Here is a 23,244-nt window from a genome sequence, read left to right as displayed (position 1 = left end):
CGGCGCGTGCCGGGTGGGGTGGGTTGGCGGGTTGGCGGGGCTTCGGGGCTGGGTGTGGCTGCCGCTGGTTGCCTCCGGCGGGGGCTCCTCCGGCGGGTGCTCCCCCGGCGGGGGGTGGGTTCGGGGGTGGGGGACGCGCGAAGCGCGAAGCCGCAAAGAAGCCGCAAAGCAACCCCACCTCCCGTGGTGCTGGATGTCCCCGCGAGGGGAAGAGACAATCCTGGGGGCGTCGCACCGCACGGCGCCGCACCGACTACGGGGGAATTCAGTGGAGACCGCGGATCCGACACCGCACGCCCGCTCAACGGACCGTGACACCGCAGCAGATGGACCACCGCGCAGCGCACCACAGCTCTCCCTGGAGCTGCTGGTGCACGGTGTCGGTGGCACCACCGCCCAGGAGATGCTCGGTGACCCACGCGTCCAGCTGATCACCGGCGACGACACCGCCGCCTGCTACCGCCGCACCGACGACGCGGACGCCGAGCAACGCCCCGACGACTACCGGGGCGAGCCGGTCCGCGAGGCGTACTGCTGGTCCAACCTCACCTCGGGCAACGGCGCCCGCGCCCTGTGGCTGATCCTGGTGCCCTTCATGGTCGCCAACCTCGCCCACTGGATGCGCCCGGCCGCCCCGTCCGAGCACCCGGCCCAGCGGATCTACGACCTGCTCGTCCGGATCCTCGCCCTCACCCTCACGGTCCTGCTCGCCGCCGCGGCCTGCGAGGTGGCCCTCGACCTCACCGCCTGGCAGTGCGCCGGCACCACCGTCTGCGCTGCCGGCAAATCCTGGATGGGCTTCCTCAGCCCCGACAACTCCGGCTGGTGGAGCGCCCCGGGCCGCCGTCTCGCGCTCGCGTCCATGGTGCCGCTGCTCGTCATCGGCTTCCTGTGGGGGCTCTCGCGGCGCACCTGGAGCGCCTACGAATCCGCCTCACCGCCGCCGCGGCTGCCCGGCACCTCCCGCGACACCCCGGTCGCCGAACGCACCGCGCTCAGCCGTGAGGGCTTCTGGTACGGCCGCCGGCTGGTCGCCAGGCTGCGTGCCGCGCACGCCACGGCCGGGGTGCTGACCGTGGCCGCGGTGCTGCTCGCCGCCGCCGCGAAGGCCGACGGCGACGGCGGCCACCCCGTCCTCGCGGTCACCGGCCGGGCACTGACCGCCCTGGTCATCGTGCTCGCCGCCGCCACCCTGATCGTGGTCTGGCGCACCGCCCGCAGCGAGGGCGCACCGGACGTCTCCTCGGACCACCTGGTCGTACGGGCACTGCCGTTCGCCTCCCTGGCGGTGCTGGCGCTGACCATGGTGCACACCGGCTGGGCCCGCCCCGCTGCGCGCAGCCACGGCCCGCTGCCCGGCGCCGACGCCTTCGGCGGGATCGCCGTCTTCCAGGGGGGCCTCGTCCTGGCGCTCGCGGTGACCGCCTGGGTACTACAGCGCGCGGCCCGCGACGACGCCCGCACCGCGCTGCGCGGCATGGGCGGGCCCGCCGTCGCGCTGCTGGCGTGTGCGGTCGGCGGGGTGCTGTCCGGGGGCGTCGCCCAGCGCTTCGCGGACTGGCTGGACGGCGGCGCGACCCCCGGTCAGGCGCACGCCCCCATCCCCGGGCCGCCGGTCCTGCTGTCCTGGCAGGCATCGGTCATTCCCGCGCTGCTGGTCGTCGTCGCCGCGGTCGCGGTGCTCGCCGCCATCCGCGTGGTGCTCGTCCGCAACCGGGTGGCCGAGGACGTCCCCGGGCTCTACGACCCGCGCGAGCAGCCCGACGCGAGCCGCACCAAACGCATCGCCGCGACCATCGCCGGCGCCGGCCTCACCGACTCCGCACCCGTCCTGATCGCCGCCACCTCCGCCGTCACCCTCGTCCTCGGGGCGGGCGCGGTGATCGGCGCGTGGCTCACCGGCCGGGCGCCCGGCCGCGCCACCGAAGGCGCGCCGCCCGTCGTGCACGCCGCCGCCGAGACCGCGGAGTCCCTGGGGTCCTGGCTGATGGGCGCCGGCGTCATACTGCTGATCACCATGGGCCGGCGCGCCTACCGCGACCACTCCGCCCGCCGCACCATCGGCATCCTCTGGGACGTCGGCACCTTCTGGCCGCGCGCCGCCCACCCCTTCGCCCCGCCCTGCTACGCCGAGCGCGCCGTCCCCGACCTCACCTGGCGGATGGCCACGTGGACCGAGCGGTTCGACGGCCGGCTGGTGCTCTCCGGGCACTCCCAGGGCAGTGTGCTGGCGGCCGCCGCGGTCTGGCAGCTGGACCTGGTCACCCGCAGCCGCGTCGCCCTGCTGACGTACGGCAGCCCCCTGGAGCGTCTCTACGGGCGCTGGTTCCCGGCCTTCTTCGGGCCGCCCGCGCTGACCGGACTGCACCGCGAGATGGACGACTGGCGCAATCTGTGGCGTTTCACCGACCCCATCGGCGGCCCGATCCGGCTCACCTGCGAGGGCGGCCGGCGGATCGACCAGGGGCCGCTGCGCGACCCGCTCTCCTTCGGCCGCACGCTACAGAACCCGCTGCCCGCCCAGATCCTCGGCCATGGCGACTACCAGGCCGACCCGGTCTTCGAGAAGGTCCGCGCCGAACTCATCGCCCGGCTCGGCCCGGACGTGCCGGGCCAGCGGCCCGCCGACGAGAGCGCCAAGGGGCGTCCGGCTCAGGGGAGTTCGGGCAGGTCGTCCGGGTAGAGGAGGGTCAGGTCGTCGGTGCTCGGGTCGGTCAGCTGCGCCACCCGGCCCGCGTGCCGCTCGACCATCGCCTCGAATGTCTGCCGTGCGGTACGGCCGTTGCCGAAGGAGGGGCCCTTGGGGAGCGCGGTGAAGTACTTCAGCAGCGCCTCGCCGGCCCCCTCGGCGAGGTGGTACTCATGCTCCTCGCCCTGCTGCTCGACGATCCGCAGCAGCTCCTCGGGTGCGTAGTCACCAAAGGTGATGGTCCGTGAGAAACGGGATGCCACACCGGGGTTGACCGCCAGGAAGCGCTCCATCTCGGCGGTGTAGCCCGCCACGATCACCACCACCGCCTCCCGGTGGTCCTCCATCAGCTTCACGAGGGTGTCGATGGCCTCCTTGCCGAAGTCCCGTCCGGAGTCCTCGGGGGAGAGGGCGTACGCCTCGTCGATGAACAGCACACCGCCACGCGCCCGGTCGAACGCCTCCTGGGTACGGATCGCCGTCGAGCCGATGTGCTCGCCCACCAGGTCCACCCGGGACACCTCGACCAGATGCCCGCGCTCCAACACCCCCAGGGACGCCAGGATTTCGCCGTACAGCCGGGCCACGGTCGTCTTGCCGGTGCCGGGGGAGCCGGTGAAGACCAGATGGCGGCGCACCGACGCAGCCTTCAGCCCCGCCTCCTGCCGCCGGCGCCCCACCTCGATCATGTTGATCAGGCTGCGCACCTCACGCTTGACGCTCTCCAGCCCCACGAGGGTGTCCAGCTCGCCCAGCACCTCGTCGGAGGGCCGGCTGCTGACGTCCGGTGCCGTCGACACCGGCGCGGGCGCGGCCGGCGGCGGGCCCTGCGCCGGGACGTTGCCCAGCAGCCCGGCCGTCTGCGTCATCTGCTGGACCGCGGGTGCCGTCGCCCCGGCGGCCGGTGCCGGTACGGCACGGCTCTCGTCGCTGGTGCAGTCCTGGACCGTCGGCCCGTCGCCCTGCCCTGCCCCGCCCTCGGCGAACTCGTAGCCGCCGCGGGCGCACCGCTCCGTACGGCACCGGGTCAGCGTCGTACGGCAGCCGTCGATCACATGGAAGCCGAAGCCCGAACTCCCGGTGACCCGGCAGCCCTGGAAGGTGCCGCGGCCCTCCGCGGAGACATAGAAGCCGGCCTCGGCCGGCGAACTGACCGTGCAGCCCTCGATGGTGGGGTCCGCGCCCTTGGTGACGATCACGCCGGTCTGCGCACCGTCGATGGTGCAGTTGGCGAGCGTGCCGCCGCTGCCGTGGTCACGGAACCAGGCACCCGTCGCGGCCTCCCGGATCCGGCAGTCGTCCAGCTGCACGGTCGCCCCGTCGCTCACCGACACCGCGGTGTTGCGGACCTGCGCGATATCGCAGTCGACGACATCGGCACGGGAGCCCCGGTCCAGGACGAACAGCGCGTCCGGGACGTCGTGCACCCGGGTCGAGTCCAGTACGGCGGTGGCGCCGTCGCTCACCCACACCGCCGGGTAGTCGCCCGTACTGTCGTGGATCTCGCACTGGTTGGCGTCCACCCGGGTCCCCGGGTCCCAGACGGACAGCCCGTTGCGTCCGAAGTGCCGCACCGTGCTGCGGGTCAGCGTCAGCACCGAACGGGACCGCAGATCGACGGCGTTCTCCGGGATGTCGTGGATATCGCAGTCGGCGAGGGTGAGCACCGCGTCGGTGTCCAGGGTGACGCCGTCGGCGGAGGTGCGGTGGACCGTGCAGTCGGTGAAGTGCCCGGTGGCCCGCGACGCGACCTGGATGCCCGCGCCCTTGATCTCGTACAGCTCGCAGCCCACCGCCTCGACCGCGCTGCCCTCGCCGTGCAGCGACAGCCCGGCGCCCGAGGCGTGGTGGATCCGGCAGTTCTCCAGCCGGGGGTGGGCCCCGCCGCGCACCGCCACGCCGGCCTGCCCGGCGGCCATCACCTCGCACTCCTCGAAGACCCCGCCGGCGCCGTCCAGGACGCTGATGCCCACTCCGCCCGCGTTGTCGACCGTGCAGCGGCGCACCGTGGGGCGGGCGCCGCCGCGGACCTCGATGCCGGACGCGGACCGGGTCACCACCCGCAGCCCGGCCAGCTCCGGGGCACCGTCCTCCACCAGCAGCGCGGGCGCCGCCGAATCCGTCGCCTCCAGATGCAGATCGTGGACGGTGGCCGAGGCGCGTACGGTCAGCGCCACCCCGTCGGACGGGGCGATCCGCACCGAACCGCGCGCGCCGTCCGGGCCGCGCAGGGTCACCGCGCGCGCCAGCACCAGATTCTCGCGGTAGGTACCGGCCGGGACGGTCAGCACATCACCGTCCCCGGCGGCCTCCAGGGCGGCGGCGAGCGAGCTGTACTCCCCTGTACGGCGTCGCCAACGGGACGTTCCGGAGTGCGTCACCTGGACCGAGCCCTGTGCCATGGCGCTGTCGTGCCCCCACTTCGTGCGGCTGTTGTCGGCCCGGCACCATCCGTCCGCGGATGTCCGTATTCCGGTCTGCGAGGCCCCAGCCGAGAGGCTGGCGCCACCACCGTAGCGCGCCCGGCGGGCGGCAGTTGACACGGTCGGCCCGCCTCGGAAGGCGGCCGCTCAACTGCCCGCGTCGGCCCGGCCCCAGTCCTGGCCGGCCCGCTTCCACTCCTGGTCCCAGCGGCGGAAACGACGCACCATCAGCTGCCAGACGACCATCCGCCGGGCACCCTCGATCATCATGGCGACCCCGGCCGTGGTGCCCAGCCCGGCCAGCACCGCATGGGTGGCCGCCGTACTCGCGTCCATCGGCCGCGGCACCACCCGGCCCCGGTCGTCCGTCCAGATCCGGAACCGCTCACCGGTCTCCACCGGACGGGGCGCGGCGAGCTGCCCGATATGTGCGCTGCCGTCCCGGGCCGTCCAGCGGGCGAGGACCCGGCGGTGCGCATCGCGCTGCGAGGAGGTCTCCGGATCGGGGTCGAGCGGGGCCCGGGAGAGCAGCCGGTCGACCGTGACCCACGTCAGATGCCGCTGCTGGTGCTGTAGCCGTACGGTCTCCAGCAGTGCGCCCTGCGCGGCCCGCCCGGTGAGCCAGCCCGCGGAGCTCGCCCCGAGGGCGATCAGGAGGGCCGCGACGAGCGCCACCCATGCCTCGATCCGATCGGTCCGGCGCCGCAGCGGGTTGCGCCGCCAGCGCCATACGCCTCTCATCGCTCGCATCGTTGCCCCCTCTCCGTGTCCGTGAATACCGCATCAGGGGTGGTCCACGCGAGAGTTCTGCGAAGAGAGAGCAACATCACCGCGTACAAAAAGCAACATCCGGACGTACGGAACGGGGCCCCGGCCCCCCTCGGCCCAGGCCCGCCGGGCCCGGCCTCCTGCCTGGTCAGCGCAGCCGTACGGCTACCGTGACCACGGCGCCCGGTGGGCCCGTCCCCGGTGCCCCGCCCGTCACCGCGAACCGGTCCGCCACCAGGCGCGCCAGCCACAGCCCGCGCCCCTTTGGCGCGCCGTCCAGTCCGGGCAGCAGCTCGGGGATCACCTCCTCGCTGAAGCCGGGCCCCGCATCGCTGATCCGGCACTCCAGCTCCTCGCCGACCCGCCGCAGCACCAGCCGCCCCGAGCCGCCCGCATGCTCCACGGCGTTGCCCGCGATCTCGTCCACCGCCAGCACGAACTCGCCGCGCCGTGGCTCACCCAGGCCCTCCCGGGCCGCGCACTCCTCGACCAGCAGCCGTAGTTGTGGCAGCAGCCGGGCGGTGAAACGCCGCTCCAGCAGCAGGTGGCCGGACTCCTCCGCCGGCACCTCGGCCGGACCGGAGCTCACCACGCGCGCACCACCTCCGTCAGGACCAGCCGGGGCACCGTCCCGGCACCCAGCCGGCGCAGCAGCCGGCGCTGCCCGTGGTCGCAGCGCACCTCGATCCGTTCATGGCCCGCGGCGTCCCGGGCCAGCAGGAGCAGGCCGACCGCGCAGCCGGCCGACAGGAAGTGCAGCCGGGTCAGATCGACGGTGAGCCGCCGGGCCGGAGCGGTCCGTGCCAGCGCGAGCTCCAGCGCGCTGCCGACCGCGGGCCGCCGCGCGGCGTCCGCCTCGCCGATGAGGCACAGCGCGCCGTCCGGGCCGCGGGCCGACCGCAGACCGCCCAGCCGCTCCAGGAGCGCGCAGGGATGGGCCCGTTCCATGGCGGTGAGCACCGTGCGGTCGAAACCGCGGCGGTCGTAGGCACAGATCTCGGTGTACGGGCGGCCGCTGAAGAGGGCCTGCGCGCCGGTCTCCCGGGCCGCCATCATCGCCACGTCCGCGCCGAGCGCGCGCACCCAGCCCATGTCGATGAAGGCCCGCAGGCCCGTGTGGCCCTCGGCCGTCGCCCGGTCGGTCTCCGCGTGCAGCCGGTTCATCTGGCGTACGGCGCTGAACTCCCGGTCCGGCCCGATCACCTCGCGCATGCTGCTCACCACCAACTGGCCGCGCTCGCGCGCCCGGACCGTGCTGCGGCCGGGGAAGTCGATCCTGGCCAGCACCTCGTCCTCCGGCACCGCGGGGGAGGGCAGGACCAGCACCTTCTCGCCGCGCGCCAGCCCGAGCCGTACGAACGCCGTGACGACCTCCCAGCGCACCTCGTCATCGCCGTAACTCACAAAGGCGTGGTCCCCGGGGCGCAGCTGCTGGACGGGACGCAGACGGTCGCATCCGGTGTCCCTCGCAGCCATCGGCCCAGCTCTCCGTCGTCCGCCGGCCGCTCCGTCGGCGCCGCCGGGCGCACACCGCGGACGGGTGGTCACCGGGCGGGGGCTCCGCCGGCGGCCGGAGCCCCCACGGCGCGGGGCGCGCGCCGGCCCGTCAGCCGAGTATCTCGAACGGGTCGCCGACGCGGATCGTGCCGGTCCCACGGGGTATCAGATTCTGGCCGAAGACCAACCGGTCACCGAAGCGGCGGTGGTGGGCGAGCGTCCGCAGCGGTTCCTTGCCGCGCTCGGCGGAGCGCTGGTCGGTTGTCGTGACCACGCAGCGTGCGCTGGGCTTGGCCACCTCGAAGTCCACCTCGCCGATCCGGATCCGGCGCCAGTCGTCCTCCGCCCAGGGCGCGGTGCCGTCCACCACGACATTGGGCCGGAAACGGTTCATGGGCAGCGGCCCCTCGTCGGCGTGGTCGCCCTGCGCGATGAGCGAGTTGAGGGCGTCCAGCGAGGAGGTGGTGGTCAGCAGCAGCGGGAAGCCGTCGGCGAAGCTGACCGTGTCGCCGGGCGCGGAGTACGCCGGGTCGATGCGCCGCCGCTGCTCCGGGGCGTCGAGATACACCAGCCGGCACTCGACGCCCAGATACCCGCGGAACCACTCGGCCGCCTCCGGGCCCGCGGGCACCGCCTCGACCTCGTCCTTCCAGACCTCGACCGGGGCCGTCTCCCCGGACCCGGGCACCGCGACCGTCAGCGGCTCCCTCCCGGGCGCGGTGAGCCCGAGGGCACCGCCCGGCAGCACCTCGGCGCGCGCCAACGCCAGCGTCGGCTGCTGTCGTTGCGTGAGCTGCCTGCCCTCGGCGTCCACCAGCAGCCAGCGTCGGTCCCCGGCGAGCCCCCACGGCTCCACGACCGCCTCGCCGGGACCGGACCCCGCAATGGATTTGACCGGGTAGAGATGGATCGACTGGAGCGCAGGCTTCGGCATGCCTGCCATCCTGCCAGCCGCCTCGGACAGTTGACCGATGGGCCAGGTCAGTACCCGCGCGGGTACTGGCGGCCGTACGGATCGTCGTAGGGCGAGGCGGGGCGCGGCGCGACCGGTGCGGCCGGGCGCATCGCCTCGTACCCCGTGCCCATGGGCGGGCGCTGGGGCTGCTGCTGTTGCGGGGACGGGTAGCCGCGGGAACCCGCCTGCTGCGGGATGTACGGCGCCGGCGCCTGCTGGAGCGGGGCGACCGGATGTGCGGCCGCTCCCGGGTAACCCTGCGCGGGCGAGGGGTGGGAGGGCGCGGCCGGGAGTGCCGGCAGCGCCGAGGGCAGCGCCGGCAAATAGGACGAACCCGTCTCATAAGGAGAGGGGTTCACCCGGATCGGGGCGATCTGCGGCGTACCGCGCTCTGCGACGAGGCTGTCGTAGATCGGGGTGTCCGGGAAGGAGGGCGAAGCGTAGTAGCCGCCGCCGTAGGTAGAGCGGGGGGAGGTCATGCCTCATAAGTTAAGCCCACGATGTGCCGATTGGGGAGTCTGGAAAGCGGGTTGTTTCACGTGTTCGGAGTGGTCATGGAGCACCAATGTGAGCGAACTTGTGGAAATCGGTCGCGATCGCCCGTAGGGATCGTGTAAAGACCTCGCTTCTCGCAGGTGAACAAGGGGCGTTCGGAGTGGTGGGGGACAAGTAGGTTGGGGGGTGCCACCACCGACGGGGCACGACGGACGATGAGGAAGGCGCGGCGATGTCGATGCTCAAGGGCAGCAATGTTCCGGTTCCGGTCCCGGCGGTCCGGGTCGAACTGGGCTGGCGGACGGCCCCGGGGACACCGGACGTGGACGCCTCCGCCCTGCTGCTGGTGTCCGGAAAGGTCCGCGACGACGGCGACTTCGTCTTCTACAACCAGGCCGCGCACGCCTCCGGCGCCGTACGCCACGAAGGCAAGCGTCCGGCCGGCGGCGCGATGACCGACTCCCTCGCCGTGGATCTGGCCGCCGTCGAACCCGCCGTCGACACGGTGGTGCTCGCCGCCTCCGCCGACGGCGGCGGCTTCGGCAGCGTCCCGGGGCTGTACATCCGGGTGCTGGACGCCGCCGGCGGCGCCGAACTCGCCCGCTTCGACAGCCAGGACGCCGGCACCGAGACCGCCTTCGTCCTCGGCGAGCTCTACCGGCGCCAGGGCGGCTGGAAGTTCCGTGCGGTGGGTCAGGGGTACGCCACCGGGCTGGCGGGCCTGGCCACCGACTTCGGCATCAGCGTCGAGGAACCGGCGGCGCCCCCGGCCCCGGCATCCGCCGCGCCCGCTCCGCCGCCCGCCGCGCCCCCGGCCATGGCGCCCGCGCCACCGATGGCGCCGCCGCCCCCGGCACCCGCGCCCCCCATGGCGCCGCCGACCGCTCCCGCCCCGCCCACGGGGCAGCCGGCCGCGTCCATCCCACCGCCGGGGCAGCCCGCGCCCGCACCCGCGCCCCCGCCCGTGCGTCTGACGAAGGTCACCCTCACGAAGGATGCCCCGGCCGTCTCCCTGACGAAGCAGGGCGGCACCTCCGGCGCGATGCGGGTGAACCTCAACTGGAGCGCCGGTTCGGCGGGCAAGCGGCTGGGCAAGAAGCTCGGCCGCAAGGCGATGGAGGCCATGGGCGCCCGCGGCGCGCTGCTGCCCTCCGGGGAGCTCGACCTCGACCTGTGCGCGCTCTACCAACTCACCGACGGCGCCGCGGGCGTGGTCCACCCGCTGGGCAACAACTTCGGCGCGCTGCACGCCCCGCCGTACATCCAGCTCGACGGCGACGACCGCACCGGCGGCGTCGCGGCCGGTGAGAACATGACCATCAACCTCGACCACCAGGACCGCATCAAGCGCATCCTGATCTTCGTCACCGTCTACGCCGGCGCCCGCAGCTTCGAGGGGCTGAACGCGACCGTCACCCTCCAGCCCCAGCACGGCGCCCCGGTCGACTTCACACTCGACGCCTGCACGGTGCCCTCCAACGTCTGCGCGCTGGCGCTGATCACCAACACCGGCAGCGAACTCGTCGTCCAGCGCGAGGCCCGCTACCTCGTCCCCGAGCCCGGAGTCAGCCCGCAGCGCACCGTCGACCACGCCTACGGCTGGGGCCTGGACTGGTCACCGGCCCGTAAGTGACGGCGGCACCGGGGGCGCCGCTCAGGGCGCCGGATACGTCCGGCCCTTCCAGGCCGCGCCGCGTCCCCGGTAGTGCTGCACCGCCGAGTCCACCGTCATCAGCAGATAGAGCAGTGCGGTGAAGGGCAGCAGCGGCGCCGCCCACAGCGGCTGTCCGTAGTAGCGCAGCATCGGCAGATAGGTCCCGCTCATCACCGCCCAGGCGGCCCCGCCCAGCGCCGCGAGCACCGGACCGCCGCCGGCCAGTCCGGCCACCAGCGCGACGGGCGGCACCAGATAGACCAGCGCCAGACCCAGCACCGTGCCGAGCAGCAGCAGGGGCCGGTGCCGCAGTTGGGCGTACGCGCTGCGCGAGACCATCCGCCACAGCGCGCCCGGCCGCGGATACGGCCGCACGCTGTCCACCCGGTCCGCCAGCCCCAGCCAGATCCGCCCGTCGCCGCGCTTGACCGCCCGCGCCAGCGTCACATCGTCGATCACCGCATGCCGGATCGCCTCCGGGACGCCCGCCCGCTCCGCGGCCTCCCGCCGCAGCAGCACACAGCCCCCGGCCGCGGCCGCGGTCCGCGCCCCGGGCCGGTTGACCCGGCGGAAGGGGTAGAGCTGCCCGAAGAAGTAGACGAACGCCGGCACGATCAGCCGCTCCCAGAACGTCACCACCCGCAGCCGCGCCATCTGGGAGACCAGGTCCAGCTCCGCCGACCGGGCCGCCGCCACCAACTCCCGCAGACTGTCCGGCTCGTGCGCGATATCCGCGTCGGTCAGCAGCAGATACTCCGGTGCGACCCGCTCCCGCGCCAGCGCCATCCCGTGCCGTACGGCCCACAGCTTCCCCGTCCATCCCGGCTCGGGCTCGCCGGGCGAGGACACCGTCAGCGGCAGCCCGCCCCGCGCGGCCGCCAGGCGCCGGGCCAGCGCGCCGGTCCCGTCCGTACTGCCGTCGTCCACCAGGAACACCTCCGCCCGGCCCGGGTACTTCTGCCCGAGCAGCGACGGCAGGCTGTCCGGCAGCACCGCGGCCTCGTCCCGCGCCGGGACCACCACGCCGACCGACGGCCAGCGCTCCGGATCCCGGCGGTCCGGCAGCCGTACGTCCGTCCGCCAGAAGAAGCCCTGCCCCAGCAGCAGCCACACCCAGGCCAGCAGGGACCCGGCACCGATCCACTCCATCGCTCCCACGGCCGCAGTCTGCCGCACCGCACCCGGCACACACCGGCGCGCGACACGGTGTCGGGAGGACGGGGAGAACGGGAGGAACGGGGCGGAAGGGGACGGCAGCGGCCGGGCTCGGCGGTCACCAGGTGCGCCCGGCCGCGCCGCCCGGTATGACAAGCCGGACGGGCGGCTGAGTAAAGTGTCCGGGTGAAGATCGCGCTGATGGACTCCGGGACCGGGCTGCTCGCGGCGGCCGCCGCCATGCGGCGACTGCGGCCGGACGCCGATCTGGTCCTCTCCTCCGACCCCGACGGGATGCCGTGGGGGCCCCGTACCCCCGACGATGTCACCGCCCATGCGCTGGCCGTGGCCCGCGCGGCGGCCGCGCACCGCCCCGACGCCCTGATCGTCGCCTGCAACACCGCGTCCGTGCACGCGCTGCCCGCCCTCCGCGCCGAACTGGAACCGCAGATCCCGGTCATCGGCACCGTCCCGGCGATCAAGCCCGCCGCGGCCGGCGGCGGCCCCGTCGCCATCTGGGCGACCCCCGCCACCACCGGCAGCCCCTACCAGCGGGATCTGATCGACCGGTTCGGGCGCGGGCTGGAGATCACCGGGGTGCCCTGCCCGGGGCTCGCCCACGCGGTCCAGGTCGCCGACGAGGCCGCGATCGACGACGCCATCGAGGCCGCCGCCCATCTCACCCCACGGGACGTACGGACCGTCGTCCTGGGCTGCACCCACTACGAGCTGGTCGCCGAACGCATCCGGGCCGCCCTCCAGCGGCCCGGCGCGCCCGCGCTCGTCCTGCACGGCTCCGCCGAGGCGGTCGCCGCCCAGGCCCTGCGCCGTATCGGTGCCGAACCGGCCCCGGCGGCCGCCCCGACCGGTGGCCTCAGCGTGATCCTCAGCGGCCGCCCCGCCGGACTGCCGGCCGCGGCGCTCACCTACGCCGAGGGCCGGCTGCTCGCCCGGAGCGGCACGGACCTCGCGCCGGACGGCGTGCTGCCGGCCGCTCCCGAGCCCGACGGAGCAGCCGCGGCGGTCCGCCGCTGACGTCACCCATGGCGTCTCCCGTCTCGCAACCCGAGCCGGAATGGGGCCGTCCGACGCACTGCCACGGGGTGCGAAGACGCGTACGCTGCGTTTCATGAGGGACCACCCCCACGAGGGGGCAGCAGCCCCCGGTAACCACGGCAGCACCGACGGCAACGACAGCGCAGCGCGACCCGGCGGCGGCTCCCATGCCGAGATCCCCGAGGTCTGGCACGGCAGCGCCACCAACCGCATCCAGTGGCTGCTGGCCGCGATCGGCGCGGCCTGTCTGGCGCTGGGCATCCTGCTCGCCGTCGAGAGCAACTGGACCTCGGGGCGGGCGCCCCTGGTGATGTCGGTGGTGGGCTGTGTCGCGGCCGGTCTGCTGGTCCTCTTCGGCACGCTCGCCTTCGTCCATGTCGCGGTACGCGTCGACAAGGAAGCCCTGGAAGTGCGGTGCGGCCATATAGGGGTGCCACGCCGGCGGATTCCGCTCGACACCGTCGTCGGCGCCGATTTCACCCCCCAGGTCACGCCCCGCCACTGGGGCGGCTGGGGCTACCGCTGGCGCCCCGAGCAGGGCACCGCCGTGGTCGTCCGCCGGGGTGAGGGCGTGATCCTCCGGCTGGGCGACGGGATGACCTTCACCGTCACCGTCGACGATGCCGAGGGCGCCGTCCGGGCGATCCGGGGCCGGCTCCGGCCGCGCGAGGGGACCCCGGCGGGCACCTGAGCGCCGCGCCGGCGGGCGTGCCCGGCGCGCGTACTCCGGGCGGGGCGGGCCCGGGACGTCCCGTAGGGTCGGGACCATGGCAACCCCCGACTTCATCCGTGACCTCCGGAACTCCATCGGCCGGCAGCTGCTCTGGCTGCCCGGGGTGAGCGCGGTCGTCTTCGACGATCAGGGCCGGGTCCTGCTGGGCAGGCGGGTCGACACCGGCGGCTGGTCGGTGATCGGGGGCATCCCCGAGCCCGGCGAGCAGCCCGCCGAGACCGCGGTGCGGGAGGTCTACGAGGAGACCGCCGTACGGGTCGTCCCCGAGGGCATCGTCCTCGTCGAGACCATGCCGCCCACCCGCTACCCCAATGGCGATGTCTGCCAGTTCATGGACGTGACGCTGCGCTGCCGGGCGGTCGGCGGTGAGGCGCGGGTCAATGACGACGAGTCGCTGGAGGTGGGCTGGTTCGACGTGGACGCCCTGCCGGAGCTCGAGGAGTACGCACTGACCCGGATCAAGCGGGCGCAGGAGGCCGGGCCGACGTGGTTTCAGGGGATGGGGGAGGAGCCGCCGGGCGGGCACCCGGAAGCCTGAGCCCCCGGCGGCCGCCTCGGGTTCAGGCCGTTGGGGTGGCGCAACGGTCGTCGGCGCCGGGCTACAGCTCCTCCGTCGACGGTTCGTCCATCGGGTCGGACGGCTCGTCGGGAAGCGGCGGCAGCTCCGACTCGTCCGGGGAACCGGGCTCGTCGGTGTGCGCGCCGGGCGGCTCCTCCGTGTGCATCTCCCGCTCGGCCTTGCGGCAGGTGGTGATCCAGGTGCCGGTGGGGCCGCTCTCGTACCGGCAGATCCAGCCGCGTACGGAGAGCGTGGCCCGGTCGTCGCGGGCGTCCCGCGGCGCCCGCAGAAAGAACTCGGACATCACCGCGCGGGCCTCTCCGCAGCCCACGGTGCCGCCGGCCCCGGGGTCGGCGAAGAGCGTGACGTCGCCTTCCGGGCCCAGTGCGTCGGGGAGTTCACCGCAGTTCACCGGCTGGCCGGGCACGGTCGGGGAAGCGGAGCCCGCCCCACCGCCCGGGGTACGGTCCGGCCCGGTGCCGGTGGGGGAGGCCGCGGCCGTCGTGTCCTGGCCGTCCGCGTCCCCGCAGCCCGCGGCGGCCAGCGCGAGCAGCACCGTCGGTACGGCGATGAGTCTCCGCATGTCGGCCTCCCTGGTGGCGGCGGTGCGCAGACGGCATGCCCCCCACCGCACAGACCTTAGGAGCCCGCCGGGCGCCGGGCGATACGGGACGGCCGTTCGGGTGACCTGCACGCGCCGTGGCCTGTGGCGTGGCCGGCCCCGCGCCGGGGAATCGCCGGACGCCGGGTAACCGGGCGGCGGGGTCCACCGGTGGTGCCCGGCAGGTGCCCACACCACACCCGGGCCCCCAACTGTGGTGCCGGGCCACATCGGTGCCGGACCGCCCGCTGCCTAGGGTGCGGACATGACCGCGATCGGCACCCCAGGCCCGGTATCCCTCGATCTCGACGGCCGTACCGCTCTCGTCACCGGCGCGGCCGGTGGCATCGGACGCGCCTGCGCGCTGCGGCTGGCGGCGGCCGGCGCCAGGGTGCGTGCGGTCGACCGGGACACCGACGGCCTGGCCCGCCTGGTGACGGACCACCCGAACGGCGCCCGTGGCCGGATCGAGGCGTGCCCGCTGGACCTGACCGATCTGGACGCCGCCGAGCGGATCGCGGCCGGCACCGATCTGCTCGTCAACAACGCGGGCCTCCAGCTCGTCCGGCCCATCGAGGAGTTCCCGCCCGAGGTCTTCCACCAGGTCCTGACCGTGATGCTGGAGGCGCCCTTCCGGCTGCTGCGGGGCGCGCTGCCCCATATGTACGCGCGGGGCTGGGGCCGGGTCATCAACATCTCGTCCGTGCACGGCCTGCGGGCGTCCCCCTTCAAGTCGGCGTATGTCGCGGCGAAGCACGGTCTGGAAGGGCTGTCCAAGACCGCAGCGCTGGAGGGCGCCCCGCACGGCGTCACCAGCAACTGCGTCAATCCCGGCTATGTCCGTACGCCACTGGTCCAACGGCAGCTCGCCGACCAGGCCGCCGCGCACGGCATCCCCGAGGAACGCGTCCTGGCCGACATCCTGCTCGCCGACTCCGCCCTCAAGCGGCTGGTCGAACCGGCAGAGGTCGCCGAGGCCGTCGCCTATCTCTGCACCCCCGAGGCGTCCTTCGTGACGGGCACCTCGCTCGCCCTGGACGGGGGCTGGACCGCGCACTGAGCGGCCGCTGCGCGGTATCCGGGCGGCGGAGGCTGGCGCACCGCGACGACCCGGAGGTATCCCTGTGACCATGCCCACCGAACAGCCGGCGCCCGCGCCGGGCCCCGAGCCCGTGAACACCCCGCGGGCGGCGCCCGTTCCGTACGCACCGGAAGGCGCCCCGCCCGGCGAAGACGGCCACGACCCGGCCGAGGCACCCTTCCTCGGTCTGCTGGCCACCGGCGCCGCGGCCGAGGAGTACGAGCGCCCGGTGCTGCGCGCCCGCGCCGGGGGCGCGTCCGCGGGCCGGCTCGCCGCACTGGAGCGGGCCAAGCTGCGCGCGCTGCGGGTGCGCGCCGAACTGGAGGACCGCCGGCGGCGGGAGGCCGAGCTGTCCGCGCTCTACGCCACCGCGCACGACCTGGCCGGGCTGCGGGACCTCGACGCGGTGCTGCGCGCGATCGTCCGCCGGGCCCGCTCCCTGCTGGGCACCGAGGTCGCCTACCTCACCCTGCACGACCCGTCCGCCGGTGACACCTATATGCGGGTCACCGACGGCTCGGTCTCGGCGCGGTTCCAGCAGCTGCGGCTCGGGATGGGCGAGGGGCTGGGCGGGCTGGTCGCGCAGACCGCCCGCCCGTACGTCACCGACAGCTACTTCCACGACGAGCGGTTCCGGCACACCCGCACCATCGACTCGGGCGTCCGGGACGAGGGGCTGGTGGCGATCCTCGGGGTGCCGTTGATGCTCGGCAGCGGCGTGATCGGGGTGCTGTTCGCCGCGGACCGGCGTGCGCGGGTCTTCGAGCACGGCCAGATCGCGCTGCTCGCCGCCCACGCGGCCCATGCCGCCGTCGCCATCGACACCGCCAACCTCCTTGCCGAGACCCGTAAGACGCTCACCGAACTGGAGGCCGCGAACGAGATCATCCGCGACCGCAGCGCGGTTATCGAGCGCGCCTCGGACGTCCATGACCGGCTGACCGAACTGGTGCTGCGCGGCGGCGGGGTCCAGGACGTCGCCGGGGCGGTGGCGGAAGTGCTGGACGGCGAGGTCGAGTTCACCGAGCCCGCCGCGGCACCGGCCGAGGCCCTGGACCGCTCGCGCGCCGACGGGCACGCCGTACGGGACGGCGCGGACTGGGTCGCGGCGGTCGGGGCGGGCGGCGAGGTCCTGGGCGCCCTCGTGCTGCGCGGCCATCCGGCCCTCGACCCGGTCGACCAGCGGACCCTGGAACGGGCCGCCGTGGTCACCTCGCTGCTCCTGCTCGCCCGGCGGACCGCCGGCGAGGCCGAACAGCGGGTGCGCGGCGAGCTGTTGGACGATTTGCTGAACGCCGCGGACCGCGACCCCCGGCTGCTCCGTGAACGCGCGGCCCGCGTCGGCGCCGACCTGGACGCGCCGCATGTCGTCCTGGCCGCCCGGACCGACGGGCCCGGCGGCGGGGACGACGACGCCCCCTCCCACGGCGCCGACCGCCGCCGGCTCTGGTCGGCGGCCTCCCATCTCGCCGCCACCCGCCGGGGCCTGGCCGCTATACGGGACGGCGGCGCCGTGCTGCTGCTGCCGCTCGACCCCGGCGGCGACCCGGCGCACGCCGCCCGCGAGACCGCGGCCCGGCTCGGTGCCGCGCTGCACCTGCCCGTCACGGTCGGCGCCTCGGCTCCGGTCCCGGCCCCCGCCACCCGCCCCGCGGGGGTCGCGGTCGCCTACGCGGAGGCCGGACGGTGCCGGGAGGCGCTGCGGGTGCTGGGCCGGGCCGGCCAGGGTGCGGCCGCCGCCGACTTCGGCTTCCTCGGTCTGCTGCTCGCCGACACCCGCGATGTGCACGGCTTCGTCCACCGCACGCTCGGCGCGGTCACCGAGTACGACGCCCGGCGCGGTACGGAACTGCTGCGCACCCTCGGCGCCTACTTCGACTGCGGGATGAGCCCGGCCCGCACCAAGGAGGCGCTGCACGTGCATGTCAACACCGTGGCGCAGCGCCTGGACCGGGTGAGCCGGCTGCTGGGACCCGACTGGCAGACCCCGGCGCGCGCCCTGGAGATCCAGCTGGCGCTGCGGCTGCACCAGCTCTCCTCCGCCGTGGTGGGCGATACCGGCGCGTAGCAGGGAGCGAGGGGACGCGGCGGGCCCACACGCGGTCCGTACCGATGGCCGCCTCCGGGTGCGCGCCGTCGCGACCTGCGGCAGCGTGGTGCCGAAGCTTTCCCCCCACCGACAGAGGAGTGCGAAATGGCTGACAAGGGCGCCATGGACAAGATGAAGGGCAAGGCCAAGCAGAAGGCCGGCAAGATCATGGGCGACGAGCGGCTGAAGGGCGAGGGCCGCGCGGACGAGGCCAAGGGCAGGGCCAAGGGCGCGATGAGCGACGCCAAGGAGAACGCCCGCGGGGTGAAGGACTCCATGAAGGGCAGGAGCCGCTCCTGACGCCCGGCGGGGGCGTGGCGGACCTGCTGCCCCGTCTCCCGGAGCGTCCCCGGGCCCGCCACGCCCCCGCCGCACATCAGGTTTCTCAGGCCCCTCCGGACGGTACGGCCGACGATGCCCCGCCGTCCGGACCGGCCGTACCAGGCCCGGCCGTCCGGCCCCCGACGGGCGCCGCCCCGTCCACCGCGGCCAGATCCCGGCTGCGGGTCTCCCGCGCCACGCCCACCGCGACCAGTGTCAGCAGCGCGGCGGCGATGACGTACAGCGCGATCGGCGTCGGGCTGTCGTAGTCGGCGAGCAGCGCGGTCGCGATCAACGGGGCGGGCGCGCCGGCCGCGACCGAGGAGAACTGGGCACCGATCGAGGCGCCCGAGTACCGCATCCGGGTCGCGAACAGCTCCGCGAAGAAGGCCGCCTGCGGCGCGTACATCGCCCCGTGGAAGACCAGCCCGACGCTCACCGCGAGCAGCAGCGTCCCGAACCGGCCGCCGTCGGCCAGCGCGAAGAACGGGAACGCCCAGCCGCCGACGCCGGCCGCGCCCAGCAGATAGACCGGCCGGCGCCCGATCCGGTCCGAGAGCGCGCCCCAGGCGGGGATCACCGCGAAGTGCAGCGCCGAGGCGATCAATACGGCGTTCAGCGCGGTCTGCTGCGACAGCGCGGTGTGCGAGGTCGCGTACACGAGCACAAAGGCCGTGATCACGTAGTACGAGATGTTCTCGGCCATCCGCGCCCCCATCGCGATCAGCACATCCCGCCAGTGGTGCCTGAGCACCGCCACCAGCGGCATCTTCTCCACCGCGGCCCCCTCCGCCCGCCGGGCCTCAGCCTGCGCCAACGCGGCCTGGAACACCGGCGATTCATCCACCGAGAGCCGCACCCACAGCCCCACGACCACCAGCACACCCGAGAGCAGGAACGGCACCCGCCACCCCCAGGACACGAACGCCGCATCCGACACCACCGCCGTCATCACCGACAGCACCCCGGTGGCCAGCAACTGCCCCGCAGGAGCGCCGGTTTGCGGCCATGACGCCCAGAACCCCCGCCGCCGGGCGTCCCCGTGCTCCGACACCAGCAGCACCGCCCCGCCCCACTCCCCGCCCAGCGCGAACCCCTGCACCAGCCGCAGCGCGGTCAGCAACACCGGCGCCGCCGTGCCCACCGTCGCGTGGGTCGGCAGCAACCCGATCGCACACGTCGCACCCCCCATCAGCAACAGACTGACCACCAGCAATTTCTTGCGCCCGAGCCGGTCCCCGTAATGCCCGAACACCAACGCCCCGATCGGCCGCGCCGCGAAGCCCACCGCATACGTCAGAAACGACAGCAACGTCCCGACCAGCGGATCCGACCCGGGGAAGAACAGCTTGTTGAACACCAGCGCGGCAGCGGACCCATAGAGAAAGAAGTCGTACCACTCGACGGTCGTGCCGATCAGGCTGGCGGCGACGATGCGTTTGAGCTGGGTGGGCGGTGGTGGGGTAGCGGTCGCGGGGGAGGACATCGGCACCACTTCCTGACGAGGGGCGAAGACGTTTCGTGTCGCCACACCGTAGGAACGCGCAGGCCAGGCGCACATGTGGCGGGGCGCCACACTTCGGGCCCGGACGGTGCGGGCGGGCACCATGTGCCGCGGGCGCGCCGTCCGCCACGACCGGGCCCTGAACGAGGTGGTGCGTCGTCCGGCCGCCTCTGCGGAGTGTCACCTCCGGCCTGCCGCCACACCCCTCCAGCGATATGACACGGATCGTCAACAATGCAACCGAACAGCCGGGTTGCCCCCTCTTGTAGAGCGGACTGACAGTCCCGGTCCGCTGCCTGTATCAGCCGAGGAGACATCTGCTGTGTCCGAGACATCCACTCCCGTGACCCGCCGCCTTCGTGGCCGGGCCATGGGACTCGCCGTGGCCGGTACGGCCCTCGTTCTCGTTGCCCCGGGCCCGGCGACGGCCGTGGCCGGACCGGCCCCCGCCGCCCCGGCCGACCCGGTCTCCGTCCTGACGTACACCGCCAAGGAGCGCCAGGAAGCCCTCGCCTACTGGACGCCCGCCCGCATCAAGGCCGTGGGGAAGTCCGTGGACCTCGGTCCGACCGGGCCGAAGGCCAAGCCGTGGAAGGGCACCGCGCTGAAAACCGTGGGGCGGCTCTTCTTCGTCAACGCGAACGGCGCCGATACCTGGTGCACGGCCACTGCCGTCAAGAGCGCCAACCGCTCCGCCGTGATGACCGCCGCACACTGCGTGCGCCGGGGCTCCTCTCCCGCCAACACCCACATCGCGATGGTGTTCGTCCCCGCCTACAACAAGGGCACGATGCCCTACGGCGCGTTCGCGGTCCGCACCGCCGTCACCCCGCGCAACTGGGAGAACGACTCCACCGACGACCTGTCCACGCTGGTCGTCGACGCCGACAAAAAGGGCCGCAAGCTCACCGACGTCGTGGGCGGCCAGGACATCGCCTTCCACCGCCCCGTTGGCGGCACCATCTCCGCCTTCGGCTACTCAGCCACCCGCCCGCAGCGCGGCGAGGAACTCCTCCACTGTGTCGGTACGGCCACGAAGAAGGACGGCGTACAGGCCATCCCCTGCGACCTGACCGGCGGCTCCAGCGGCGGCCCGTGGCTGGCCGACTTCAACGCCACTACGGGCAAGGGCACCCTGGTCTCGGTCAACAGTGCACTGGACTCCCTGACACCGACCGAGATGCAGGGCGAAGTGCTGGGAGCCACGGCCAAGAAGGTGTACGACCGGGCCCAGCGCGGCTAGGCACCGCCTCGGACGCGTTACGCGGTACGCGGCAGCGCGAGCCAGTCCTGCCAGCTGATGTCGCGGCCCAGGTAACGGGGCTGCTGGAAGGGCCAGTCGGCGGCGATCCACTGCGGCACCAGCGCGTCGAGTGCGCGCTCCGCCTCGCTGCCGACGAGGTCGTCCACCACCCACCAGGAGACCTCTCCGTCGGAGCCGGTGCGCTCGGGCGGGTCGACATAGACGCAGCCCAGGATCGCCGTCTCCGCCTCGTCCAGCAGCGCGTAGTTGAACGACTGGTGCGCGGCTATCTCCTTCTCGTGCCGCAGCAGGTCGATGCGGTCCTCCTCATAGGTCATCGTCTCGTTCGGCCACCCCCAGGCCGGGCCGAAGATCTCCCACAAGCGCTCCTGGGAGCCCATCACGGCGGGGTAGTCGAGCGGGGTGTCCGCCTCCCGGATCGGCCGCAGGTGAAGCGTGGTGTGGGGCACGGGCACGTGCACGGGGTGGACGAAGTCGTCAGGAAGCCAGCTCATAAGGGCTGAGGCTACAACCGGTCGGCGCGGGGGGCGCGGGAGTTTGTGCGCCTCCGCACGGGCCGGGGCGGAACGCTGTCAAGAGGTCCGGGCTCAGGTCGGCCAACTGCGAGTGGTGGGGCGGGGCAGGCAACCGCGTCGCGGATCGCGGCCTCTCCATGGGCGACTTTGTTCTATCGCCAATGGAGGACTGATGGGCAAGGCGAGAACACACCGTGCTGTCTGGGCGGGAGCGGTCGTGGCGGGGGCGGCACTGGTGGTGTCGGCCGCCCCGCCCGCCGCCGCGGTGGTCGGAGGAGACCGGGCCGAGATCAAGAAATATCCCTGGACCGTCGCGCTGACGTCGTCGCGGGACGTGAAGGAGCCGGAGTGCGCGGGCACCCTCGTCGCGCCGCGCAAGGTGCTGACCGCGTCCCACTGCGTGAGCCCGGCCACCGTCGACGGGGTGCGTGTGGTGGGCGGACGGGAGGACCTCCGGGACACCCGTAAGGGCACCGTGCGCAAGGTGACGAAGCTGTGGATCCATCCCGAGGCCGTCACCGAAGGGAACGGTGCCACCTACGCGCACGACCTCGCCGTCCTCACCCTCAACGCCCCCATGCCGTACCGCACGCTGCCGCTCGCCACCCCGGCGCAGCAGAAGCTGTACGAGGAGGGCACGCCCAACCGGGTGCTGGGGTGGGGTTCCACGACGGGCCGTGACGACGACACCCGGGTGCCGCCGTTGCAGACCGCGCTGATCCCCAACAGGGGCGATGAGCAGTGCATCACGGCGTATGGCACCCGTCGGTACCGCTCGTCGTACACGATGTGCATCGGCTATCCGGCGGGCGGCGTCAGTGCGTGCGCCGGGGACAGCGGGGGACCGGTCGTGGTGCGGGGGCGGCTCGTCGGTGTCATCAGTGGCGGCGGCAGTTGCACCAGCCGTCTCTACCCGGGTGTCGCGGTGAAGTCGGCCTCCTATTACGCGCTCCTCCAGAGCAAGATCGCCGGGTAGCGGGGTGGGAGCGATGATGCGGAGGACGACACGACGCAGCTACCCGCGGTGGCCGGTTCTGGCAGGTCTCATGGTGCTCGTCGGCGCCGGCTTCGCCGTGCTGCCGGCCCCCACCGCCCAGGCCGTCGTCGGCGGACAGCGGACCAGCACGGCGGCGGCACCCTGGGCCGTCGCGATCAATCTGTGGCGGCAGACCGACAGTTACCCGCGCTCGGGGCAGTTCTGCGGCGGCACCCTCGTCACTCCGACGAAGGTCGTCACCGCGGCCCATTGCGTCGTGGACGAGGCCCCCACCGATCTGGGGGCGGTGGCCGGCCGGACCGACCTGCGCCGTCACGAGGGCCGGATGCGCAAGGTGACCAAGGTCTGGATCCATCCGCGGTTCGGCCGCCATCTGGAGAACGACGTCGCCGTCCTCACGCTCGACAAGCCGATGCCGCCGCGGTACACCCCGCTGCCGATAGCCACCGCTGCCGATACCGGGCCGTACCGCCCCGGCACCCGCGCGCGGGTGCACGGCTGGGGCCTGCTGGACTACGAGAACCGGATGGCGAACGTGCTTAGGGCGGCGAACCTGCGGGTGCTCCCCGACCGGACGTGCCAACGTCTCAACCCCGGGGGCGACTTCGATCCCTCGATGCACGTCTGTGCCAACGATCCGGTCACCGGCGCCCATCATGCCGAGGGCGACAGCGGCGGCCCGCTCGTCGCCGGCGGCAAGCTGATCGGGATCGTCAGCTGGCTGGCCAACAGTGACGCCGCCACCCCGACGCCGGGCGTCTACACCCGGGTCGCCGCCTTTTCCCGCGAGATCGCCCAGCAGCTCGGGTGAGGGAGGCGTGGTGAACGGGGCGGTGACCGGCCGCCCCGCAGGCACGACCCTCCGTCCGCCCGGGCGCTGACCAGCGG

General features: G+C 73.8%; 21 protein-coding genes. 11 read left to right on the top strand and 10 right to left on the bottom strand.

All coding sequences use genetic code 11. The features are described from left to right. The first annotated feature begins 268 nt into the window (after positions 1 to 268). Positions 269 to 2,683 carry a hypothetical protein gene (locus ACFWJW_RS32425; RefSeq protein WP_387247849.1) on the top strand — a complete coding sequence of 805 codons (2,415 nt, stop codon included), beginning with the start codon at positions 269 to 271 and terminating at the stop codon, positions 2,681 to 2,683. Here ACFWJW_RS32425 and ACFWJW_RS32420 read toward each other — a convergent pair. The 6 genes from ACFWJW_RS32420 to ACFWJW_RS32395 all read right to left on the bottom strand — a co-directional run bounded on the left by ACFWJW_RS32420 (position 2,653) and on the right by ACFWJW_RS32395 (position 8,811). Then, positions 2,653 to 5,091 carry a right-handed parallel beta-helix repeat-containing protein gene (locus ACFWJW_RS32420; protein WP_387247847.1) on the bottom strand — a complete coding sequence of 813 codons (2,439 nt, stop codon included), beginning with the start codon at positions 5,089 to 5,091 and terminating at the stop codon, positions 2,653 to 2,655. The two genes, ACFWJW_RS32425 and ACFWJW_RS32420, sit on opposite strands and share 31 nt — an antisense overlap. A 168-nt stretch (positions 5,092 to 5,259) precedes the next feature. Further along, positions 5,260 to 5,862 (bottom strand): hypothetical protein, encoded by a 603-nt coding sequence (locus ACFWJW_RS32415; RefSeq protein WP_387247845.1) that lies wholly within the window; start codon positions 5,860 to 5,862, stop codon positions 5,260 to 5,262. Positions 5,863 to 6,028: 166 nt separating this feature from the next. Continuing rightward, positions 6,029 to 6,472: an ATP-binding protein gene (locus ACFWJW_RS32410; protein ID WP_387247844.1), complete on the bottom strand. Its 444-nt coding sequence runs from the start codon at positions 6,470 to 6,472 to the stop codon at positions 6,029 to 6,031. Next, positions 6,466 to 7,356, bottom strand: coding sequence for an MEDS domain-containing protein (locus ACFWJW_RS32405; protein ID WP_387247842.1), 891 nt, complete (start codon positions 7,354 to 7,356; stop codon positions 6,466 to 6,468). The genes ACFWJW_RS32410 and ACFWJW_RS32405 overlap by 7 nt, the downstream gene beginning before the upstream one ends. A gap of 130 nt (positions 7,357 to 7,486) precedes the next feature. Then, the gene (locus ACFWJW_RS32400) at positions 7,487 to 8,311 is read right to left on the bottom strand and encodes an MOSC domain-containing protein (protein ID WP_387247840.1); all 825 of its coding nucleotides are present in this window, start codon (positions 8,309 to 8,311) and stop codon (positions 7,487 to 7,489) included. A 47-nt stretch (positions 8,312 to 8,358) separates the two neighbouring features. After that, complete coding sequence (locus ACFWJW_RS32395) at positions 8,359 to 8,811, bottom strand: DUF6643 family protein (protein ID WP_387247838.1); 453 nt, start codon at positions 8,809 to 8,811, stop codon at positions 8,359 to 8,361. Positions 8,812 to 9,059: 248 nt separating this feature from the next. Here ACFWJW_RS32395 and ACFWJW_RS32390 point away from each other — a divergent pair, with 248 nt between their 5' ends. After that, complete coding sequence (locus ACFWJW_RS32390; RefSeq protein WP_387247836.1) at positions 9,060 to 10,460, top strand: TerD family protein; 1,401 nt, start codon at positions 9,060 to 9,062, stop codon at positions 10,458 to 10,460. 21 nt (positions 10,461 to 10,481) lie between these two features. On the opposite strand, the gene ACFWJW_RS32385 is transcribed toward ACFWJW_RS32390, so the two are convergent. Then, positions 10,482 to 11,630, bottom strand: coding sequence for a glycosyltransferase (locus tag ACFWJW_RS32385; protein WP_387247885.1), 1,149 nt, complete (start codon positions 11,628 to 11,630; stop codon positions 10,482 to 10,484). A gap of 192 nt (positions 11,631 to 11,822) precedes the next feature. On the opposite strand from ACFWJW_RS32385, the gene ACFWJW_RS32380 reads away from it, so the two are divergent. The 3 genes from ACFWJW_RS32380 (at position 11,823) to ACFWJW_RS32370 (ending at position 13,963) form a co-directional block, all read left to right on the top strand. Next, complete coding sequence (locus ACFWJW_RS32380) at positions 11,823 to 12,671, top strand: glutamate racemase (RefSeq protein ID WP_387247834.1); 849 nt, start codon at positions 11,823 to 11,825, stop codon at positions 12,669 to 12,671. A gap of 94 nt (positions 12,672 to 12,765) precedes the next feature. Next, positions 12,766 to 13,383, top strand: coding sequence for a hypothetical protein (locus ACFWJW_RS32375; RefSeq protein ID WP_387247832.1), 618 nt, complete (start codon positions 12,766 to 12,768; stop codon positions 13,381 to 13,383). A 76-nt stretch (positions 13,384 to 13,459) separates the two neighbouring features. Continuing rightward, the gene (locus ACFWJW_RS32370) at positions 13,460 to 13,963 is read left to right on the top strand and encodes an NUDIX domain-containing protein (RefSeq protein ID WP_387247830.1); all 504 of its coding nucleotides are present in this window, start codon (positions 13,460 to 13,462) and stop codon (positions 13,961 to 13,963) included. Between the two features lie 61 nt (positions 13,964 to 14,024). Here ACFWJW_RS32370 and ACFWJW_RS32365 read toward each other — a convergent pair whose 3' ends face one another. Continuing rightward, positions 14,025 to 14,567: a hypothetical protein gene (locus ACFWJW_RS32365; RefSeq protein WP_387247828.1), complete on the bottom strand. Its 543-nt coding sequence runs from the start codon at positions 14,565 to 14,567 to the stop codon at positions 14,025 to 14,027. Between the two features lie 283 nt (positions 14,568 to 14,850). On the opposite strand from ACFWJW_RS32365, the gene ACFWJW_RS32360 reads away from it, so the two are divergent. The 3 genes from ACFWJW_RS32360 (at position 14,851) to ACFWJW_RS32350 (ending at position 18,055) form a co-directional block, all read left to right on the top strand. Then, positions 14,851 to 15,645 carry a 3-hydroxybutyrate dehydrogenase gene (locus ACFWJW_RS32360; RefSeq protein WP_387247826.1) on the top strand — a complete coding sequence of 265 codons (795 nt, stop codon included), beginning with the start codon at positions 14,851 to 14,853 and terminating at the stop codon, positions 15,643 to 15,645. 70 nt (positions 15,646 to 15,715) lie between these two features. Further along, the gene (locus ACFWJW_RS32355; RefSeq protein WP_387247824.1) at positions 15,716 to 17,734 is read left to right on the top strand and encodes a helix-turn-helix domain-containing protein; all 2,019 of its coding nucleotides are present in this window, start codon (positions 15,716 to 15,718) and stop codon (positions 17,732 to 17,734) included. A gap of 126 nt (positions 17,735 to 17,860) precedes the next feature. Next, positions 17,861 to 18,055: a CsbD family protein gene (locus tag ACFWJW_RS32350; RefSeq protein ID WP_387247822.1), complete on the top strand. Its 195-nt coding sequence runs from the start codon at positions 17,861 to 17,863 to the stop codon at positions 18,053 to 18,055. An 85-nt stretch (positions 18,056 to 18,140) separates the two neighbouring features. On the opposite strand, the gene ACFWJW_RS32345 is transcribed toward ACFWJW_RS32350, so the two are convergent. Continuing rightward, positions 18,141 to 19,562, bottom strand: coding sequence for an MFS transporter (locus tag ACFWJW_RS32345; RefSeq protein WP_387247820.1), 1,422 nt, complete (start codon positions 19,560 to 19,562; stop codon positions 18,141 to 18,143). Between the two features lie 340 nt (positions 19,563 to 19,902). Between ACFWJW_RS32345 and ACFWJW_RS32340 the strand changes: the two genes are divergently transcribed. Continuing rightward, a complete protein-coding gene (locus ACFWJW_RS32340; RefSeq protein WP_387247818.1) occupies positions 19,903 to 20,823 on the top strand; it encodes a trypsin-like serine peptidase in 921 nt (306 codons plus the stop codon). Positions 20,824 to 20,840: 17 nt separating this feature from the next. On the opposite strand, the gene ACFWJW_RS32335 is transcribed toward ACFWJW_RS32340, so the two are convergent. Next, positions 20,841 to 21,338 (bottom strand): GNAT family N-acetyltransferase, encoded by a 498-nt coding sequence (locus ACFWJW_RS32335; RefSeq protein ID WP_387247816.1) that lies wholly within the window; start codon positions 21,336 to 21,338, stop codon positions 20,841 to 20,843. Between the two features lie 193 nt (positions 21,339 to 21,531). Between ACFWJW_RS32335 and ACFWJW_RS32330 the strand changes: the two genes are divergently transcribed. Together ACFWJW_RS32330 and ACFWJW_RS32325 are read left to right on the top strand one after the other, a co-directional pair. Further along, positions 21,532 to 22,335, top strand: coding sequence for a S1 family peptidase (locus tag ACFWJW_RS32330; RefSeq protein ID WP_387247814.1), 804 nt, complete (start codon positions 21,532 to 21,534; stop codon positions 22,333 to 22,335). A gap of 70 nt (positions 22,336 to 22,405) precedes the next feature. Next, entirely contained in the window at positions 22,406 to 23,167 is a 762-nt protein-coding gene (locus ACFWJW_RS32325) for a S1 family peptidase (protein ID WP_387247812.1), read from the top strand. Positions 23,168 to 23,244: the final 77 nt, after the last annotated feature.

Origin of the sequence: Streptomyces sp. NPDC127097, from assembly GCF_042724075.1 — a bacterium.
In the GTDB taxonomy this organism is placed as follows: Bacteria; Actinomycetota; Actinomycetes; order Streptomycetales; family Streptomycetaceae; genus Streptomyces.
Note: the sequence above shows the minus strand (reverse complement) of the source record. Positions and strands in the feature narration are given on the sequence as shown.